At 59.8% G+C, this 17,764-nt stretch carries 20 protein-coding genes, 1 other RNA gene and 1 riboswitch; of the genes, 13 read left to right on the forward strand and 8 right to left on the reverse strand.

Annotated elements, in window-relative coordinates; translation table 11 throughout:
- Positions 1-29 precede the first annotated feature (29 nt).
- From ACR0JW_RS09855 to nudC, 3 genes are read right to left on the reverse strand one after another with little or no spacing between them, the layout of a single operon-like run.
- A complete protein-coding gene (locus tag ACR0JW_RS09855; protein ID WP_170679535.1) occupies positions 30-518 on the reverse strand; it encodes a GNAT family N-acetyltransferase in 489 nt (162 codons plus the stop codon).
- Positions 519-539: 21 nt separating this feature from the next.
- Positions 540-1,007, reverse strand: coding sequence for an SRPBCC family protein (locus ACR0JW_RS09860; protein ID WP_170679533.1), 468 nt, complete (start codon positions 1,005-1,007; stop codon positions 540-542).
- 38 nt (positions 1,008-1,045) lie between these two features.
- Positions 1,046-2,029, reverse strand: a complete 984-nt coding sequence (gene nudC / locus ACR0JW_RS09865) for an NAD(+) diphosphatase (protein ID WP_170679532.1) — start codon at positions 2,027-2,029, stop codon at positions 1,046-1,048.
- Positions 2,030-2,206: 177 nt separating this feature from the next.
- Here nudC and ACR0JW_RS09870 point away from each other — a divergent pair, with 177 nt between their 5' ends.
- A complete protein-coding gene (locus ACR0JW_RS09870; RefSeq protein ID WP_480713856.1) occupies positions 2,207-4,087 on the forward strand; it encodes a bifunctional 2',3'-cyclic-nucleotide 2'-phosphodiesterase/3'-nucleotidase in 1,881 nt (626 codons plus the stop codon).
- A gap of 39 nt (positions 4,088-4,126) precedes the next feature.
- Positions 4,127-4,225, forward strand: an RNA gene (ffs, locus tag ACR0JW_RS09875) — signal recognition particle sRNA small type.
- Here ffs and ACR0JW_RS09880 read toward each other — a convergent pair.
- A complete protein-coding gene (locus ACR0JW_RS09880; protein WP_170679528.1) occupies positions 4,225-5,133 on the reverse strand; it encodes an alpha/beta fold hydrolase in 909 nt (302 codons plus the stop codon). The genes ffs and ACR0JW_RS09880 overlap by 1 nt on opposite strands.
- Before the next feature lie 165 nt (positions 5,134-5,298).
- A riboswitch (cobalamin riboswitch) is annotated at positions 5,299-5,519 on the forward strand.
- Here ACR0JW_RS09880 and ACR0JW_RS09885 point away from each other — a divergent pair.
- The gene (locus ACR0JW_RS09885; protein WP_480713857.1) at positions 5,477-5,755 is read left to right on the forward strand and encodes a hypothetical protein; all 279 of its coding nucleotides are present in this window, start codon (positions 5,477-5,479) and stop codon (positions 5,753-5,755) included. Its footprint overlaps the riboswitch before it by 43 nt.
- Positions 5,688-6,014, forward strand: coding sequence for a hypothetical protein (locus ACR0JW_RS09890; protein WP_480713858.1), 327 nt, complete (start codon positions 5,688-5,690; stop codon positions 6,012-6,014). Before ACR0JW_RS09885 ends, ACR0JW_RS09890 begins: the two co-directional genes overlap by 68 nt.
- 1 nt (position 6,015) lies before the next feature.
- Here ACR0JW_RS09890 and ACR0JW_RS09895 read toward each other — a convergent pair whose 3' ends face one another.
- The gene (locus ACR0JW_RS09895) at positions 6,016-6,519 is read right to left on the reverse strand and encodes a phosphatase domain-containing protein (RefSeq protein ID WP_170679524.1); all 504 of its coding nucleotides are present in this window, start codon (positions 6,517-6,519) and stop codon (positions 6,016-6,018) included.
- A gap of 170 nt (positions 6,520-6,689) precedes the next feature.
- On the opposite strand from ACR0JW_RS09895, the gene ACR0JW_RS09900 reads away from it, so the two are divergent.
- The 5 genes from ACR0JW_RS09900 to ACR0JW_RS09920 all read left to right on the forward strand — a co-directional run bounded on the left by ACR0JW_RS09900 (position 6,690) and on the right by ACR0JW_RS09920 (position 10,785).
- Entirely contained in the window at positions 6,690-8,450 is a 1,761-nt protein-coding gene (locus ACR0JW_RS09900; protein WP_170679522.1) for a DNA polymerase III subunit gamma/tau, read from the forward strand.
- A 95-nt stretch (positions 8,451-8,545) separates the two neighbouring features.
- Positions 8,546-8,890, forward strand: a complete 345-nt coding sequence (locus ACR0JW_RS09905; RefSeq protein ID WP_170328851.1) for a YbaB/EbfC family nucleoid-associated protein — start codon at positions 8,546-8,548, stop codon at positions 8,888-8,890.
- Between the two features lie 61 nt (positions 8,891-8,951).
- Positions 8,952-9,545, forward strand: a complete 594-nt coding sequence (gene recR, locus ACR0JW_RS09910) for a recombination mediator RecR (RefSeq protein ID WP_170614298.1) — start codon at positions 8,952-8,954, stop codon at positions 9,543-9,545.
- A gap of 66 nt (positions 9,546-9,611) precedes the next feature.
- Positions 9,612-10,175 carry a histidine phosphatase family protein gene (locus ACR0JW_RS09915; protein ID WP_170679521.1) on the forward strand — a complete coding sequence of 188 codons (564 nt, stop codon included), beginning with the start codon at positions 9,612-9,614 and terminating at the stop codon, positions 10,173-10,175.
- A gap of 121 nt (positions 10,176-10,296) precedes the next feature.
- Complete coding sequence (locus ACR0JW_RS09920) at positions 10,297-10,785, forward strand: hypothetical protein (RefSeq protein WP_170679519.1); 489 nt, start codon at positions 10,297-10,299, stop codon at positions 10,783-10,785.
- On the opposite strand, the gene ACR0JW_RS09925 is transcribed toward ACR0JW_RS09920, so the two are convergent.
- On the reverse strand, positions 10,782-11,423 hold the full coding sequence (locus ACR0JW_RS09925; protein WP_480713859.1) for a ribonuclease T2 family protein: 642 nt from the start codon (positions 11,421-11,423) through the stop codon (positions 10,782-10,784). The two genes, ACR0JW_RS09920 and ACR0JW_RS09925, sit on opposite strands and share 4 nt — an antisense overlap.
- A gap of 129 nt (positions 11,424-11,552) precedes the next feature.
- Between ACR0JW_RS09925 and ACR0JW_RS09930 the strand changes: the two genes are divergently transcribed.
- On the forward strand, positions 11,553-12,314 hold the full coding sequence (locus ACR0JW_RS09930) for a DUF1013 domain-containing protein (RefSeq protein ID WP_480713860.1): 762 nt from the start codon (positions 11,553-11,555) through the stop codon (positions 12,312-12,314).
- A gap of 52 nt (positions 12,315-12,366) precedes the next feature.
- On the forward strand, positions 12,367-12,756 hold the full coding sequence (locus ACR0JW_RS09935) for a hypothetical protein (protein WP_170824899.1): 390 nt from the start codon (positions 12,367-12,369) through the stop codon (positions 12,754-12,756).
- A gap of 55 nt (positions 12,757-12,811) precedes the next feature.
- Here ACR0JW_RS09935 and ACR0JW_RS09940 read toward each other — a convergent pair whose 3' ends face one another.
- Both ACR0JW_RS09940 and ACR0JW_RS09945 read right to left on the reverse strand, forming a co-directional pair.
- Positions 12,812-13,843 carry a permease gene (locus ACR0JW_RS09940; protein WP_480713861.1) on the reverse strand — a complete coding sequence of 344 codons (1,032 nt, stop codon included), beginning with the start codon at positions 13,841-13,843 and terminating at the stop codon, positions 12,812-12,814.
- Positions 13,836-14,144: an ArsR/SmtB family transcription factor gene (locus ACR0JW_RS09945; RefSeq protein WP_480713891.1), complete on the reverse strand. Its 309-nt coding sequence runs from the start codon at positions 14,142-14,144 to the stop codon at positions 13,836-13,838. Before ACR0JW_RS09945 ends, ACR0JW_RS09940 begins: the two co-directional genes overlap by 8 nt.
- 136 nt (positions 14,145-14,280) lie before the next feature.
- Between ACR0JW_RS09945 and pdxR the strand changes: the two genes are divergently transcribed.
- Both pdxR and xsc read left to right on the forward strand, forming a co-directional pair.
- Complete coding sequence (pdxR, locus tag ACR0JW_RS09950; RefSeq protein ID WP_170679509.1) at positions 14,281-15,741, forward strand: MocR-like pyridoxine biosynthesis transcription factor PdxR; 1,461 nt, start codon at positions 14,281-14,283, stop codon at positions 15,739-15,741.
- A gap of 229 nt (positions 15,742-15,970) precedes the next feature.
- Positions 15,971-17,746, forward strand: coding sequence for a sulfoacetaldehyde acetyltransferase (gene xsc, locus ACR0JW_RS09955; RefSeq protein WP_170614289.1), 1,776 nt, complete (start codon positions 15,971-15,973; stop codon positions 17,744-17,746).
- Positions 17,747-17,764 lie beyond the last annotated feature (18 nt).

A 17,764-nucleotide genomic window follows, 5' to 3' on the forward strand; every position in this document is an offset into this window, starting at 1 on the left:
TCCTCACCAGCTAATACGATCAGAAAAAGTCAGCTCAATGACTGGCAGTCTGACAGAGTGAACGACTTCGAAATCGCGCCGGGCAACCTGCGGTATTCGGTGAAGCCCATTGCACCATAGTAGGACAACCCCCCGACATTGGTTTCCCCAATGGTGGCATCTATCGCAGGCAAGCCGACTTCCTGCGCAGCCCGCAAAGTGGATCTGAATAAGTCCCGTCCGATTCCCTGCCGGGCCGATGACGGGTTGATATGCGTGCCAATAATGCCCAGCCCCTCAGCGACCTTGTACGGATTGCCTGCAGTTGCAAGCTTCAAAGACTGGAACCCCAATACTGTTCCCCGGGGGTCGATGGCGACCGAACACCGGATCTGCTGAGGGTGGCAAAGATAATGCGACAGCGCAAAGGCCGCATCCGATGGTTTGCTGCGTTGTCCGGCAAGAACAAGGGCCTTCAGAACGACGGCCAACCCCTCGGCATCGTCCGCAACGGCCGGGCGAATGGAGTGACCGCTCAATTTATACCTGCAAGTTTTCCGTCATACACCGTGTGCATGCCGCTCTTCCAATTCACGGGCAAATTCGCTCAGGCGAATCTGAAACTGTCGGCGGAACCGCGATTGTCCCAGCTTCAGAGACTGAAGCAACAGGCGGGCCGGTAGTGACTTCGCAGCAAGCGACATTTCGACACTCAGCCGGGTTTTGCGTTGTGACAGGGCAAGAAAGTCAACCGATGTCACCCCTTTCATACCTTTGCTGGACATCTCAAAGCACATGCGGGACGGGGTATCGCAATCGGTCATCTGTATTTCGACCCGACGCGGTTTTCCGCGCAGATTGAAATCCGTCAGCCATGTGGCACCAGTTGTTATCGGGGCCTGTTCGTTCAGTCGCCGTACTTCGACACCCCGGCGCATGGCCATCCGCTCGAACCGCTCAAAATCCGCGACCATGTCGAAAACCGCATCAATCGGGGCCTCGATATCTTCGCGCGCTGAAAACTGCATGTCCGCCCTCGGTGCCTTTGCTTTCGTTCAGTGTCTCGTCAGTCCAGAGTGTCTGCAAGCCAGTTTTGCAGCAGAAAATGCGCAATGGCGCCTTTTCGGGCCGGCAACAAGACCGGATGTTCTCCGGCAAAGGCGCGCATCATTTCCGATTTGCTGACCCACATCGCGTCTTCGATCTCGACCGGATCAATCCTGAGTTCGCGGGACAGGGCCTCACCCGCGCAGCCGAACATCAACGAGGCCGGAAACGGCCACGGCTGGCTGGCCAGATAGTGAACGGCACCAACCGGCACGCCTGCCTCTTCCATTACTTCGCGCCGCACGGCGGCTTCCAGCGTTTCACCCGGTTCGACAAATCCCGCAAGCAGCGAGTACATGCCTTCGGGCCAACCCGGAGACCGGCCCATCAGGACCGAGTTTCCATGGGTAATCAGCATGATCACCACAGGGTCGGTGCGCGGAAAATGCTGCCCGCCACAAGTGGGGCAGCTGCGCTGCCACCCCGCCTGTGCAATTTCACTGGCAGCCCCGCAACGCGCACAGAACCGGTGCGTTTCATGCCAGCCGATCACGGCCTTGGCCGCTGCTGCAAGCTCGGCATCGCGGGCGCTCAGCCGCGTCATGATCCGGCGCAATTCGGCAAACACGTACCCGTCCGGCAGGTCCGGATGCTGCTGCTCGGACCGGTCTACAAAAGCACCGATATCCGACAAATCCTGCCCATCCGCCGACCAGTCCGATATATCCGCCGCAAAAATCGGTGCATCGTCTTCACGAAGGCCCAGAAATACCGGGGCTTCCACAACCCCTCCGGGACCTTCGCGCACCAGGCTATGTGCCATCGCAACCAATCCAAGCCGGTCCAGATCTTCGCCCTGCACCAATATCTTGCCACGCCAGACCAGCAGGCATTCGGCGCGTGGATCAGTTTTCATCTGTTCCAGCCTGTCCGAATCTCCCCGGAGATGCGCTGCGCGATCCAGGCCCGAGCCGCCAAATGTCACTGTCTCCGCGTTTTTCATTTAATATCCTCAGTGTGTTGCGCACAGGGCTGCCACGACTGCCGAGTTGTTGCAATGCCAATTCATGAACACCGGGACGTGGCAATGCCGCTGAATGGTCCCACCGGCGCCAAGTTATTTGCACTTACTCATTCTTTTAGTGAACATGGCTTAGATTGAATTGCCCAAAGTAGAAAATTGCACCCGACCACTGTTTCATCTCAGAGCCAACATATTTCAGCCGGTCGCATTCGGATTTTGGCCACGACCGATCTGCACATGAATCTGACAGGGTTCGACTATCACGCCGATGAACCGGATCCGGCGCGGGGCTTCACCCGAACGGCCAGCCTGATCCGCGCTGCCAGAGAAGAAGCGCAGAAAGACGGAGCACTGGTATTCCTGTTCGACAACGGAGATGCCCTTCAGGGAACACCGTTTGGCGATTGGGCGGCAGAGCAGACTGATGACAACCACGTGTTGATGCAGGCCTTCCGGGAACTTGGCTATGACGCAATCGGACTGGGCAACCATGATTTCGACTTTGGCCTGCCGACGCTGAATCGTGTTCTGGACGGCGCACCGTGCCCGGTGATTTGCAGCAATGCCCGGCAATTGACCACCGGGGCCAAATGGAATGACCGCGCAATACTAGAACGCTCTCTTCTGGTTGACGGCGTCGAAACCCCGTTTCGTCTGGGTCTTTTGTCGATCCTGCCGCCGCAAACGGCGCAATGGAATGCGCACCGGGTTCAGGATGTGGTGGTGTTCGAAGATATTCTGGAGGCCGCGCAAAAGACGGTCGAGGCCCTGCGCACGGACGGCAGCGATGTGATTATCGCCCTGGCGCATTCGGGCTTTGGACCTTCGGAACCCGCGCGCGGATTGGAGAACGCCGTCATACCGTTGGCCGCGATCGACGGGATCGACGCCATTGTTGCAGGCCATACGCATCTCACACTTCCCGGCAAGGATCACGAAGGGCTGGATCATACAGACGCAACCCGGGGGCATGTACATGGCAAACCGGTTGTCATGCCGGGCGTCGCCGGGACGCATCTTGGCATCATCGACCTGCATGTGCAGAAAACCTCTGCCGGGCGATGGAAGGTTGTCGGGCAGCAGATTCAGTTGCTGCCTGTTATTGCCCCGCTTCGGGACGCAGCAATTTCCGAAGACCCCGGAATGCGGCGGCTGTTCAGCTACGGCCACGAAGAAACCCGTGCACTGGCCTCAAGACCCGTGGGCCACACCGGTCAAAGCCTGCACAGCTATTTCAGCTTTTGCGCACCAGATCGGGGCCTCGCGCTGGTCGCCAGCGCCCAGGCAGCGGCATTGAACCTCCATCTGGACGAAGACCTGCGGGGGCTTCCACTGTTTTCCGCTGTTTCGCCCTGCAAGTTCGGAGGCCGCGCGGGACCGCGTTCCTACACGGATGTACCGCCCGGAAATGTTCGTTTGCGCAATGTTTCGGATCTTCATTCTTTTCCGAATGAACTGCGCGCCGTGCTTGTCACCGGCGACATGGTCCGTGACTGGCTTGAAATGTCGGCGGGCATTTTCAATCAGGTGGATGCAGGAGCTGTCCGCACTCTGACCGATGAAACACGGGCCGGGCATAACTTCGATGTGCTGTTCGGCCTGACCTATCGGATCGATCTTTCCCAGCCGGCGCGTTTTGATTCTCACGGTATGCTGGTCAATCCCGCTGCAAACCGTGTCCGCGAGATTTGCTGCGGTGGAATCCCTGTTGAACCCACCCAGAAATTCGTTGTGGCCCTGAACAGTTACCGGGCCAGCGGCGGCGGACACTTCCCAGTTGCGCATCAGGCCCGGCAGATCGATCTGCCGACCTTACCCATCAGGGACGTCCTGCGCGACTATCTTTCGGGGGGATTACCGGGCGACCCGATGCAATCTGCGCCCTTCCCCTTCAGCCTTATCCGGCTTCCCGGCCACGCTTCGATTCTGAAAACCGGGCCGGGAGCAAGGGCGCATCTTTCCGAACTGGACGCATACGATCCGCATGCGCTGGGGCATGACCCGGAAGGCTTTCTGCGGATCAGACTGTCACTCTGACGGGTTGTCTTCCTGGCGCAACTTCCCTATATCGACGATTGAGAGGTTGGCGCGGGCGAGCGCCTCGCCAACCTGGTCAGGTCCGGAAGGAAGCAGCCACAACGAGCCCCGCTTGGGTCGATGTCCAACCTCTCACTTCATCCCGCAATCGTCACATCTTTCCGGTCGGAACGGACTTGCTGCTCCGCAGACTCGATCAGCCTCGGCCAGACCGCTTTGTTTTTGCGCGCAAAAACACCAATGTGGCCAATGGATTTCAGCCCGAAATCCTTTGGCTCAAGCACATGACGGTTGGCGTCCGGGCCGTATAGCTCGGCCAGCCTCCAGACCGCATTTTCAGGCACCATCTGGTCGTCCGAAATCGCAAACAGGTCAACCGGACCACCGGCCCGCGGCCAGGTCGCTGCGGGCAGGCTTTGGCCAATTTCAGGCAGATAGCTGTTCGGCGAGGTGCACCATTTTCGCCATTGCCAGTAGACCTTTGACGGCAGGTCCGAACCAAACCCAATGGCCTTGCCGGGCAGATACCCCAGCACATGAACTGCAAAAGGCGCATGCCCGTACCAGAAGATTCCGGCCAGCCCCCTGTAGGGCCAGGGATGATCCGACAACGTAACCAGGCCTGAACACACACAAATCATCCGGTCGATCTGATCCACATCCGATTGCAATGGCTCAAGCATACCCCCCAGCGAATGACCAATGGTCCACTGCCGCGCACTTGGGAATCGCCGTCGCATCTCGGCCCGGGCCGCGGGAATATCGATCAGCGCCCAATCGGACATGGTGACACGCGAATCCTTCAGACGCCCCGATAACGATTTTCCGAAATCGCGGTAATCATAGGTCAGACAGGCAATGCGCTGCTCTTCCGCCAGCCACCGGGCAAAATGCTGATAATAGTCCTGGGGAACGCCGGTCGCGCTGTTCAGAACAACTACGATATCAGGCGCTGCAACAGGCAGGTACAGGCGACCCGACAGCATAGCCGTCCCGGAGGGAAATCGTATGTCTTCGGTCAAGACCTGTTCCTGTATGTCCAACATATCATGCTCCGCTCTCAACTGAACAGTTCAGTTCACCTATCTGTCAGGCCAGTCGCCCGCTCAAGTCAACCCGGTGCAAACATGACCAAACGTCCGCTTTCCCGACCACGCATCGGACCAAATGCCTCGGCCCGCGCAATGCGCTTGACTCGGGGACCCGGCAACCGCTAGCGATGAGGAGATGGTTTCCGCGCCCTTTAAGGGGCCGGGATGAAAAGGGAACACGGTGCGGTTCTGTCTGGCATTGCCGGAAGGAACCAAGGCCGAGACTGCCCCCGCAACTGTAAGCGGTGAGCAATGCCGAAACACCACTGGCCGAAAGGCTGGGAAGGTCGGCAAAGCGATGACCCGCAAGTCAGGAGACCTGCCATCGATACTGAAACCGAAACTCGGGCGGGGTGTCCGGGCAGGTCCTGATGGCATAGCCCCGTCACACCTGATCCTTGCCCCGCGCCGCGCGCGGAGGGCGCATTATGATCTGGAAGACAAGGACACACGAATTTTCTGCCACTGTGTGCCAGCGCACCGGCAAACCCTGTCCGGCACTGGCGCAAATGGCGCGGGCTCTGACGCGCGCCGTGGCAAGCGCCGGCCCGGCCGCAACCCCGCAATTCGCCATTGAAGGCAGCAGCGAGCTTGCCCATTGCCCCGAAGGGTGCATGGCCCGGTTCCACGCGCGGCCAGACAAAATCCGGGTGTTTTGCGGAACGAATGAGGAAACTCCGGGCGACAGGTTGGAGGATTATGCAGACATGATGTTCTGCGCAGAGTTCCGTGCGCTGCCGTCCGCAATTCTGTCGGACCCGCCCTGCGCCATGCTTGAAGCTTCGGCCCTGGCAGGTCGCCAAGTGGCGGCCCAGGCCGGACATTTGTCGGCCTAAGCTACGGGTCCGCGCTGGCCGGAATCAATTGCGTGGCCCATGCCAGTTGTGCATCTGTTTCAACCGCACAGGGCCGCACCGCCCTCAACCGTTTCAGGGCTGCACCCGGTTGCTCGCCACATTCGACCATCAGGCGCAACACCACCATTCCGGACCGGCCACAGCCGCCCCGGCAATGCACCAGAATGCGCCCGCCCCCTGACAGGGCATGGCGGACGGCCGCGCTTACATCGGGCCAGCGCGCGGTCACGGCGTCGGGGGGTGCACCGAAATCTTCGACCGGCAGATGGACCCAGCGGCAGGCGCGCGCCTGAATGTCGGTTCCGAAGTCACGCGCGCCGTCCTGCAGCATCTCGACTTCGGTCGTCATTGAAATGACAAGACCGGGCTTCCAATCGGAAATCGCATTCAGGTCCTGGGCATAATTACCCCCACGCCCTGGCATTGATGTCAGGGCCAGAGTACCTCCTCCGACCTGCAGCGCATGAATAATCATCTGAGACATGCAACGCGCCCTCCTTAATCGTTACGCACAAGAATCCGGTCAAAAATGCTTCCGCCTTCATTTTTACGCGCATCCCGAAGCATTCCCAAATGAATTTCGCGAACCGGCTGTGGACGCAGGCGGCGGCGCACTCTACGCTGCACTTCTGATACGAATCCGACAGAGCAGAAATGACCGACACGCCAAGCCCCGCTTATCAGGTTCTTGCCCGCAAATACCGCCCGGAAACCTTTGCCGACCTGGTTGGTCAGGATGCCATGGTGCGCACCCTGAAAAACGCGTTCGAGGCAGACCGGATCGCGCAGGCCTTCATCATGACCGGCATCCGCGGCACCGGCAAAACGACAACGGCGCGGATCATCGCCAAGGGCATGAACTGCATCGGCCCCGATGGCGACGGCAAACCGACGACCGAACCCTGCGGCCAATGCGAACATTGCGTGGCGATCATGGAAGGCCGCCATGTCGACGTAATGGAAATGGACGCCGCCAGCCGCACCGGCGTGAACGATATTCGCGAAATCATAGACAGCGTCCGCTATCGTGCCGCCAGCGCGCGCTACAAGATCTATATCATCGACGAGGTTCACATGCTCTCGACCAGCGCGTTCAACGCGCTGCTCAAGACACTTGAGGAACCGCCCGAGCATGTGAAATTCATCTTCGCGACTACCGAAATCCGCAAGGTTCCGGTGACGGTCCTGTCGCGCTGCCAACGCTTCGACCTGCGCAGGATCGAACCCGAGGACATGATCGGTCTTCTGAACAAGATCGCCGCCGCCGAGGGGGCCCAGATCGCAGAAGACGCACTGGCGTTGATCACCCGAGCGGCCGAGGGTTCGGCGCGTGATGCAACTTCGCTGCTGGATCAGGCGATCTCGCACGGGGCCGGTGAAACCAGTGCCGATCAGGTCCGGGCGATGTTGGGTCTGGCGGACCGGGGCCGCGTCCTGGACCTGATGGACATGATCCTGCGGGGCGACGCGTCGGGGGCTCTGACAGAGCTAAGCGCTCAGTACGCCGAGGGCGCCGATCCGCTTGCCGTGCTGCGCGATCTGGCCGAAATCACCCATTGGGTGTCCGTGGTCAAAATCACGCCGGACGCCGCCGAGGACCCGACCGTTTCACCGGACGAACGCGCTCGTGGCCAGCAAATGGCCGAAGCCCTGCCGATGCGTGTCCTGACCCGCATGTGGCAAATGCTGCTGAAAGCGCTCGAAGAGGTCTCAGCTGCGCCAAACGCCATGATGGCGGCAGAAATGGCCGTCATTCGGCTGACCCATGTGGCCGACCTGCCAAGCCCGGAAGAACTGATCAAACGTTTGCAGGACGCACCTCCACCCACGCCGAACGGAGGCCCCGGTGGCGGCATGGCCGTACCCTCGCACGCCCCGGTACAACCTCAGGCATCGGCAAGGTCTTCCTACGTTTCCGCTCCACACGGTCCCGCCGGCGCGCCGACTACTGCCTTGGCACAGGACGTCCAAACTGCTCTGGCGCGCTATCCGACCTTCGAACATGTGGTCGAACTGATCCGGACAAACCGGGACGTAAAGCTGCTGGTCGAGGTCGAAAACGGTGTGCGGCTGATGTCCTACTCACCGGGCCGGATCGAATTTACACCGACCGATCATGCCCCGACAGACCTTGCCCAACGGCTGGGTACGGCGCTGCAGCGCTGGACAGGCAATCGGTGGGCCGTATCCATCGTGGCAGATGGCGAAGCCGCCACGATCGCCGAGATCCGCGATGCGGCCGACCTCGCGCTAAGGTCACAGGCCGAGCAGCACCCGCTGGTTCAGGCGGTACTCATGCAGTTTCCCAAGGCGCGCATCAAACGGATCGAAACCCCGGAACAGCGCGCCGCCAAGGTCGAAACCGAGGCTCTTCCCGAGGTCGAAGACGAATGGGACCCGTTCGAAGAGGACTGAACATCTGCCTGGAATACAGGAGGATGCCCATGCCCCTTGTGTCACGCAGTCACCCTTCGTATTTAGGCGTCAAATCGATTTACAGGAGAAACCCGATGCTCAAAGGTTTAGGCGGTCTGGGCGATATGGCCAAGATGATGAAATCCGCGCAGGACCTGCAGACCAAAATGACCGAAATGCAGGAAGAACTGAACAACCTCATGGTTGTCGGCGAATCCGGCGCCGGTCTGGTCAAAGCCACCGCCACCGCCAAGGGCGAACTCAAGGGTCTGGACATCGACCCGTCGATCTTCAACGGCGACGACAAGGAAGTGGTCGAGGACCTGATCCTGGCCGCCATCAAGGACGCGCAGACCAAGGCCGCCGAGCGATCCCAGGCGGAAATGGCCAAGCTGACCGAAAGCATGGGGCTGCCGGCAGACATCAAGCTGCCGTTCTGATCTTCATCTTTTCCCAAATACTCCCGCCGGAGGCTCCCTTCGGTGCCAAACAGGACAGGCCGTGAGTTCGAACAGCGACATCGACAACCTGATCGACCTGATGGCCAAGCTGCCGGGCCTTGGGCCGCGCTCGGCCCGTCGCGCGGTTCTGCACCTGATCCGAAAGCGCGCCCTGCTGCTGACACCGCTGTCGGACGCAATGCAGCAGGTCGCCGCCACCGCCCGCGAATGCCTGAATTGCGGCAATGTCTGTACCGCTGATATCTGTGACATCTGCGACAGCGAGGCCCGCGCCACCGGAGAGCTTTGTGTCGTCGAGGATGTCGCTGATCTTTGGGCGATGGAACGTGCCGGAGTATTCAAAGGCCGCTATCACGTTCTGGGTGGTACACTTTCGGCCTTGGACGGTGTCGGTCCGGACGAGTTGCGCATTCCCCGCCTCAAAGACCGCGTGACGGCCGAGGGCATCACCGAGATCATCCTTGCCCTGAACGCCACAGTCGACGGACAGACCACCGCCCACTACATTGCCGACCAGTTGGAGGGACAGGTCCGCCTGACCTCACTTGCGCAGGGTGTGCCAATTGGGGGTGAGCTGGATTATCTGGACGACGGGACGATCACGGCGGCGCTGAGGGCGCGGAAAGAACTGTAAGGTCACAGAACCTGTCAGAGAACAAACTGAAATCATGCTTTGATTTTCCAGAGTTGTACGTGACTTATGAGCAGATATCCCGATCTATTCATACTGCGACACGGTGAAACCGAGTGGAATACTCTTGGCAGATTTCAAGGCCGCAAGGACTCTCCGCTGACCGAAACGGGCAAGGCGCAGGCGCGCACTCAAAACCAAATTCTGAGCCGCATTCCGAACACACCGTCTCGGGTCGTCGTCAGCCCGCAGGAGCGCGCGCAGCACACGGCTCGGCTCGCGATTGCACCCCATCTGCAACTGGAAACTGACCACCGCCTTCAGGAAATCGCATTTGGCCAATGGGAAGGTGTATCCAAGAACGTCATCAGGTCGCAGATCGACTACGCCTACGAAAGCTATTTGTGGTTTTTTCGCAGCCCTGGCGGTGAGAGCTTTGAGGAGATATCGACAAGAGTCCGATCCTTTCTGGATGAGCAAGAAGAACCCTCAATCATTGTGACCCACGGTGTAACTTCTTTGGTGCTAAGGGGGATCTGGCTGGGTCTAGATCAGGAAGGCCTGCTTAAGCTGCCTCGCACACAGGGGTGTGTCTTCCATCTTTCCAACGGTACGGAAACGATACTTCAGTAGAGGCGGCCGCATTATTATCCGACACGTGCCTGCTGCACGCTTTCTGATCACAGCCTTTGGTTATGCGCAAAACTGCGCTAAGGATATCCAAACACTACCATTTTAGCTGGAGCATTCCTCGATGACCCGCCTTCTCGCCTTCACCTTTGCAGCTTTCACCGCAACCTCCGCTATGGCACAACAACTTGTCGACAAAGGCTTTGTCGAGGGCTGGAACGTCATGATGGACCCCGCACTTGGCAACGGGTGCCTGATCCAGACGATCTATCAGGATCTGTCGGTCGTGCGGCTGGGCTATGACGCGTTGGGTGATCGCGGATACTTCACCGTCTACAACAAGGCATGGGGCGATATCGAACCCGGGAAAACCTATCCGATCCGGTTCGATCTGGACGGCAAGAGCTTTGACGCCACCGCCATCGGGTTCAGGCAGGATCGCGTTCCTGGAGGGACGGTGTTTTTCACCGACCGCAACTTCGTAAGCGCGATTGCGCAGAACAGAACCATGACCGTCTACAACCCGGCAGGTGAGCGTGTGATGGCAATCGACCTCAAAGGCACGGCCAAGGCGCTGGAATATGCGCGGGACTGCCAGAACAAGAAGCTCTAGCGAATCGGATCGAAAAGGGCGTCCTTGGCGGTGCAGTCGTGGATCACATCCCGTCCGCAGGGCACTGGTTTCAGATCACGCGACAGACACAGGCGGACCTCTTCTATATAGCCCTGTTTGCAGGTCACAGTGACCATATCGCGTTCAAGACCCGGGTTTGCTTTCACAAACGCGTCTTCAACGACCGAGGCGGGCAGTTTCACCGACGCATCCAGTTTACGAAACACCGGTGGGCGTTCAACGCGCTCATAGGCTTGGCGGGACAATGCGAAATAGTCAGTCGCGCGGAGACCCGAACAGGTGCCATGCTTTTTCCATTGATGCCACGCGAGACCGGAACTGCCCTGAATGTCTTCCATTTCCCGGGTCATGCGGCGCGTTGGCGGTGACTCTGGCGTGCGGCAGTAGGCTGGCCAGCCCTGATGGTATTGCGGCCAGAGACCATGCAAAATCCAGCCGTGATCATGCCGCGCATCGCATTGCTCCGATCCGCGCGCATCGCCTTCGCGGGCGCACCAATTGGGCGACCAACTGAGCGCCAGTACGTAATAGTCGAACTCACCCGCCTTTTCGCCGTCGGCCAGCGCCGCCATTGAACCGAACACCCACAAAACCAGCCCCGCAATTCCTTGACGCATTCGCCTCTTCCCTTCTTGCCTTCCCGCGACTATATACGGGCCAAGTTCCCCGACAACGGAAACCTACCCAACACCAAGGGGCCGCCGAATTCCGGCGACGGGAAAGATGTATTTATAGGAGATGGGCTGATGGCAAAACCGCTTATGGCCAAGGCAACAGCCGTATGGCTGGTGGACAACACCACGATCAGCTTCAAGCAGATCGCGGATTTCGTAGGCATGCACGAGCTTGAAGTGCAGGGCATCGCGGATGGCGATGTTGCTGCTGGCGTCAAAGGGTTCGACCCCATCGCCAACAACCAGCTTACCCAGGACGAAATCGACGCGGCGCAGAACAATCCACTGCACGAGCTGAAGCTCAAGTTCAACCCGGCCGCCTCGGGCGAAGAAAAGCGCCGTGGTCCGCGCTATACCCCGCTGTCCAAGCGTCAGGACCGCCCGAACTCGATCCTGTGGCTGGTCAAGTTCCATCCCGAACTCAGCGACGGTCAGATCGCCAAGCTGGTCGGCACCACCAAGCCGACCATCCAGTCGATCCGCGAGCGTACCCACTGGAACATCGCCAACATGCAGCCGATCGACCCGGTCGCACTGGGCCTGTGCAAACAGTCCGAGCTGGACGCGATCGTTCAGAAGGCGGCCGCCAAGAAAGCCGCCGAAGGCGGCGTCATGAGCGATGACGAACGCCGCAGGCTGGTTTCGACCGAGCAGTCGCTGGAAATGGACGCCGCGCCCAAGATCCCGACTGCCATCGAGGGTCTCGAGACCTTCTCGTTGTCCGATGACGGCGATGACAAGGAAGAGAACGAACCGATCGTGGACGCCGACAGCTTCTTCAACCTGCCCAAGGGCGGCGGCGAGGAAGAGGATGAAGACGACCTGCGCCCATAATTGACGTGTGACCCCGGCCCGACTGGTCGGGGTTTTGCTTTTTGGAAAAACCATGCTGAACGTACTGTCAGCCATTTTTGGCCCGCATCGCGCTGTATCCATCTATGCTTTTGTCCAGACGAAGGGTCTGGCCATTGCTGGTGTGCTGGCCCTCATCGCCGTAACGGCAGGTTTGCTGATCCTGAATGACGACGGCGTGCACGAACACGACTCGTTTTTTGTCGCCGATGTTTTGACCGCTTCGCCGATCAATGGCGACCTGAAGAACGGCGTCGTGGCGTCGGTGCGCCTGCCGGATGGTTCAGCGGCATCGATAACGTCGACCGAAGCTCCGATTGCACAATCCGTTGGCACCAGCGCTTGCGTCGAAAAGCGGGTTTACGTGGAAAGCGGCGAGGCGCGGTACCGGTTCAAACTGCCGCGATATTGCGAGGCTGGCTGAGCCGCCTCGACCTAATTGAAACCGCCCGGCCTGAACGCCGGGCGGTTTTTCATTTTCAGATCATCTGGAACAGTATTCCGGCGATGATTGCACCGCTGATCCCCAGACCCAGATAGGTGGCAAAGACACGGGGTTTGACCAACGACCAGACCGCGGCCATTGCCGGGATCGAGCTGACTGCGCCTGCGACCATGAAGGACATGGCGGCACCCGCGCTCATCCCCTGTTCGGTCAGGCCGGCCAGCAACGGCGGTGCGACGTAGGAATTCAGATAGGCAGGCATGCCAACCAGCGCCGCGATCACGATCGGCAGAACACCGTCACCACCGACAACCCGGGCGATCATGTCAGCCGGTACATAGCTGACCAGAAGCGCCTCGAGCACATAGGCCAGCGCAAGCCATTTGAGCAGGAACACACCATTATACACAAACTCGGACCGGAAGCGCACGCGGCGATCCGGGTCCTGCCAGAAACGCCAGACCGGTTTGTCGTCTTTCTTCGGGCCGCAGCCGCAGCAACCGGCGGGTTTGTATTCGCGCAGAGGCTGCGAGAAGGCGCCGTTGCGCATCAGGGCGCGCACTACGAACCCGCCGAACAGCCCAAGCGCCACTGCCGCAACGGCTTTGCCTACAGCGAACGGCCACCCCAGTGCCGCGGCCGTAATCAACAGCGTTGGCGGATCGATCAGGGGTGAGCTGAGCCAGAAGGCCATAACGGCCGACAAAGGCGCGCCCAGGGCCAGAAGTCCGGCGATAAACGGGATGACCTCGCACGAGCAGAACGGAGCCAGACCACCAAACAAGGCGGCCAGAAAGATCATTCGGGTCTCGCGCCCCTCAAAGGCCCGTGCCACCATGACCTCGGCCCCTGTTGCCTTGAGATAGGACAGCAGCAACACGGCAAACAGGATGTATTGACCGGTATGGGCCAGCGCCGTGCCGGCAAACGTTACCACCTCGGTCCAGTTTCCGGGATCCAGAACAGCGATGGCTGCAAGAAGCGCCACGATCACTGCCCAGGGCGTTTTAATCAGATCGGCGACGGATCTGGTCGATACCTTCGGATTTTGTGTCAGCTCAGCCATCGTTCGCGGCCTTTCCCACTTCGTCCATGCAACACTCACTCAGAATGAACTGGGCAAGATCCCGAAGCTCATCGAAACAGGCACGGTTAATCGTGGTGCGCCCGACTTTTTCCTGTTCCACGACACCACCGGCGGCAAGGAACCGCAGATGATGGGCCAACGTCGATGGCGCAATGCCCGTGCGACTTTGGATTTCGCCCACGGTCAGCCCCGCCTGCCCAGCGCGGACCAGGGTCTTAAGAACTTTCAGCCGGGCCTCGGACCCCATGGCTGAAAACCCTGCAGCAGCGGTTTCCCACATTTTCATCACCTCTATTAAACTAATTTTCTAGCTATTTAGGTTTATGGTTTCATCGTGTCAACAGTTTTTTGCCAAATCGCGCCACAAGAGGTTAAGTCCAGATTGCCCCGCGATTAAGTCCACTCTATAAGGCCCTATGGGGATATCGGTCGACACATTCTTTCTTGAGCTGAACGGACAGGGCACGCTGCAGGCGCAAATCCAGCAGATGATAGCCGAAGGCATCTTGTCAGGGCGGTTTCACGTCGGGGAAAAACTGCCCTCGTCCCGCAAACTGGCCGCGCATCTGGGGGTCAGCCGGATCACGGTGACTTTGGCCTACACCGAACTTCTGGCAAATGACTACCTGACTGCCAAAGGGCGGTCCGGGTATTACGTCTCAAACAACGCGCCGGTGCCGCCAAAATACACTCCGGTTCAGCGTGGGGCTGAAAATGTTGACTGGAATACCGCGCTGGCGCGCCGGTTCTCCGAAGGCGATGTCCTTCCCAAGCCCAGCGACTGGCGCGATTACCGGTATCCTTTCATCTACGGCCAGGCAGACCGAACCCTGTTCGATCACGCAAACTGGCGTCTGTGCGCCGTGCGGGCGCTGGGTCACAAGGATTTTGCCTCGCTGACCGGCGACTATGTGGATCAGGATGATCCGCTGCTGATCGAGTTCATCGCTCGCCATACCTTGCCGCGCCGGGGAATCGCGGCGCGGCCAGAAGAGATTCTGATCACGCTGGGCGCCCAGAACGCGCTTTGGCTGGCCTCGCGTATACTGCTGAACAAAACTCGCAAGGCCGCGATCGAGGACCCCTGCTATTACGCCCTCCGCGAACTTTTGAGCCACTCCGAGTGTCAGCTCACACCGCTGAAGGTCGACCGGGACGGCCTTTCGCCGGACATCATCCCCGACGATACGGACGTCATCTTCACTACGCCAAGTCACCAAAGCCCGACCACCGCGACCATGCCGGTGTCCCGAAGGGGCGAACTGCTGAACAGGGCGCGCCACCTAAACGCGATGATCGTCGAAGACGATTACGAATTCGAGATGTCCTTTCTGGGCGCACCTTCACCCGCTTTGAAATCCATGGACCGGGACGGGCGCGTAATCTATGTCGGCAGCTTCTCGAAATCTTTGTTTCCCGGCTTACGCCTGGGCTACATGGTCGGGTCCGAGCCCTTCATTCGCGAAGCCCGCGCCCTGAGATCGCTGGTTCTGCGCCACCCGCCCGGCCATATCCAGCGCACGGCCGCCTATTTCTTGTCGCTCGGGCACTATGACGCGCAGATCCGGCGCATGTCGAACGCGCTTGCCCAAAGGCGGGATGCCCTTGAAAAAGCCGTTGAACAATACGGCCTGACGGTCGCCGGTCGCGGTATGTTGGGCGGATCATCGATATGGATGTCGGCACCCGATCATGTGGATGCGACACAGCTTGCGCGCAACCTGCAAAGCCAGAGCGTGCATATCGAACCGGGCGAGCCATTCTTTTCCGGACCGGATCGCCCGCGGAACTTTTACCGCCTCGGATATTCGTCAATCACATCGGATCGCATAGCCCCGGGCATCAAGCTGATTGCCGACGCAATCCGCGCGTATTAGAACGCCGGGTTTTCAAGCAGAATCCCCCTGTACCTCCAACGTCCCAAGGACGCCAACGGCGCGACAGGGGACCGGCGGTAACATTTATTGGCGAGTGATCCGGCCCGACTCTGGACATATTCCGCCGCGCGTTCTGGCCCTAACGCAGCTGCCACCCTTGCGCCAAAACCATATGCAAAGGCAAGGCAAGGTGCCTGGCCCGTTCCACCTTTGCTTGGAGAGCGCACACATGAAAATGACCACGGAAGAGGCCTTTGTTAAGGTCCTGCAAATGCACGGAATCGAACACGCGTTCGGGATCATCGGGTCGGCTATGATGCCGATCTCCGACATTTTTGGAAAAGCTGGCATCACTTTCTGGGATTGCGCACACGAAGGCTCGGGCGGCATGATGGCCGACGGCTACACCCGCGCCACCGGCAAGATGTCGATGATGATCGCGCAGAACGGCCCCGGCATCACCAACTTTGTCACCGCCGTCAAAACCGCCTACTGGAACCACACCCCGCTGCTGCTGGTCACCCCGCAGGCCGCGAACAAGACCATGGGTCAGGGCGGCTTCCAGGAAATGGAACAAATGCGCATGTTCGCGGACTGCGTCTGCTATCAGGAAGAAGTGCGCGACCCCTCGCGGATGGCCGAAGTCCTGAGCCGCGTGATCACCAAAGCCAAGCGCGCCTCGGCACCGGCACAGATCAACGTACCGCGCGACTTCTTCACCCAGGTTGTTGATATCGACCTGCCCGCCGTCGTCGAATTCGAACTGCCGTCGGGCGGCGCATCTGCCGTCACCGAAGCGGCCGCCCTGCTGTCGGAGGCCAAGAACCCGGTCATTCTGAACGGCGCCGGTACTGTTCTGTCCAAGGGCGGAATCGAGGCATCCAAGGCATTGGCCGAGCGTCTGGACGCGCCGGTTTGCGTTGGCTACCAGCACAATGACGCTTTCCCCGGCTCCCATCCGCTGTTTGCCGGCCCTCTGGGCTACAACGGTTCGAAAGCGGGTATGGAGCTGATCAAAGAAGCTGACGTCGTTCTGTGCCTTGGCACCCGTCTGAACCCGTTCTCGACTCTGCCCGGCTATGGCATGGAGTACTGGCCCACAAACGCCAAGATCATCCAGGTTGACATCAACCCCGACCGTATTGGCCTGACCAAGAAGGTCTCGGTCGGCATCGTGGGCGACGCGGCCACCGTTGCAACCAACATCCTGGCGCAGCTGTCGGACACCGCAGGCGACGAAGGACGCGATGCGCGCAAGGCGAAAATCGCGGAAACCAAGTCCCGCTGGGCACAGGAACTGACCTCGATGGATCACGAGCAGGACGATCCGGGCACCACCTGGAACGAACGCGCCCGTGCTGCCAAGCCCGACTGGATGAGCCCCCGCATGGCGTGGCGCGCCATTCAGGCCGCACTGCCGAAAGAGGCGATCATCTCGTCCGACATCGGCAACAACTGCGCCATCGGCAACGCCTACCCGTCGTTTGAGGCAGGCCGCAAATACCTGGCCCCCGGCCTGTTCGGCCCCTGCGGCTATGGCCTGCCATCGGTGATCGGCGCCAAAATCGGCTGCCCGGACACTCCGGTCGTTGGCTTCTCGGGCGACGGTGCCTTCGGCATTGCCGTGACCGAACTGACCGCCATCGGTCGTGACGAATGGCCCGCCGTGACCCAGATCGTCTTCCGCAACTACCAGTGGGGTGCGGAAAAGCGGAACTCGACCCTGTGGTTCGACGACAACTTCGTCGGCACCGAGCTGGACACCAAGGTCTCCTATGCCGGAATCGCACAGGCCTGTGGTCTGAAGGGCGTCGTTGCCCGCACCCAGGACGAGCTGACCGCAGCGTTGAACCAGGCGATCGAAGATCAGAAGAACGGCATCACCACCCTGATCGAAGCCTTGATCAACCAGGAACTGGGCGAACCGTTCCGCCGTGACGCGATGAAGAAACCCGTAGCCGTTGCCGGTGTGTCCGCGGACGACATGCGCGAACAGATCGTGTAATTGCAGGACGGAGCCGGA

The organism is Ruegeria sp. BG6 (assembly GCF_056538465.1).

Coding starts and splice junctions, on each gene's coding strand:
- ACR0JW_RS09945 (WP_480713891.1), bottom strand. CDS start 14,144: ATGTGGGAAACCGCTGCTGCAGGGTTTTCAGCCATGGGGTCCGAGGCC.
- nudC (WP_170679532.1), bottom strand. CDS start 2,029: ATGAAAAACGCGGAGACAGTGACATTTGGCGGCTCGGGCCTGGATCGC.
- ACR0JW_RS09890 (WP_480713858.1), top strand. CDS start 5,688: ATGGCGCGGGCTCTGACGCGCGCCGTGGCAAGCGCCGGCCCGGCCGCA.
- ACR0JW_RS09895 (WP_170679524.1), bottom strand. CDS start 6,519: ATGTCTCAGATGATTATTCATGCGCTGCAGGTCGGAGGAGGTACTCTG.
- ACR0JW_RS09920 (WP_170679519.1), top strand. CDS start 10,297: ATGACCCGCCTTCTCGCCTTCACCTTTGCAGCTTTCACCGCAACCTCC.
- pdxR (WP_170679509.1), top strand. CDS start 14,281: ATGGGGATATCGGTCGACACATTCTTTCTTGAGCTGAACGGACAGGGC.
- ACR0JW_RS09860 (WP_170679533.1), bottom strand. CDS start 1,007: ATGCAGTTTTCAGCGCGCGAAGATATCGAGGCCCCGATTGATGCGGTT.
- ACR0JW_RS09900 (WP_170679522.1), top strand. CDS start 6,690: ATGACCGACACGCCAAGCCCCGCTTATCAGGTTCTTGCCCGCAAATAC.
- ACR0JW_RS09925 (WP_480713859.1), bottom strand. CDS start 11,423: ATGCGTCAAGGAATTGCGGGGCTGGTTTTGTGGGTGTTCGGTTCAATG.
- xsc (WP_170614289.1), top strand. CDS start 15,971: ATGAAAATGACCACGGAAGAGGCCTTTGTTAAGGTCCTGCAAATGCAC.
- ACR0JW_RS09915 (WP_170679521.1), top strand. CDS start 9,612: ATGAGCAGATATCCCGATCTATTCATACTGCGACACGGTGAAACCGAG.
- ACR0JW_RS09880 (WP_170679528.1), bottom strand. CDS start 5,133: ATGTTGGACATACAGGAACAGGTCTTGACCGAAGACATACGATTTCCC.
- ACR0JW_RS09935 (WP_170824899.1), top strand. CDS start 12,367: ATGCTGAACGTACTGTCAGCCATTTTTGGCCCGCATCGCGCTGTATCC.
- ACR0JW_RS09885 (WP_480713857.1), top strand. CDS start 5,477: ATGACCCGCAAGTCAGGAGACCTGCCATCGATACTGAAACCGAAACTC.
- ACR0JW_RS09940 (WP_480713861.1), bottom strand. CDS start 13,843: ATGGCTGAGCTGACACAAAATCCGAAGGTATCGACCAGATCCGTCGCC.
- ACR0JW_RS09930 (WP_480713860.1), top strand. CDS start 11,553: ATGGCAAAACCGCTTATGGCCAAGGCAACAGCCGTATGGCTGGTGGAC.
- ACR0JW_RS09905 (WP_170328851.1), top strand. CDS start 8,546: ATGCTCAAAGGTTTAGGCGGTCTGGGCGATATGGCCAAGATGATGAAA.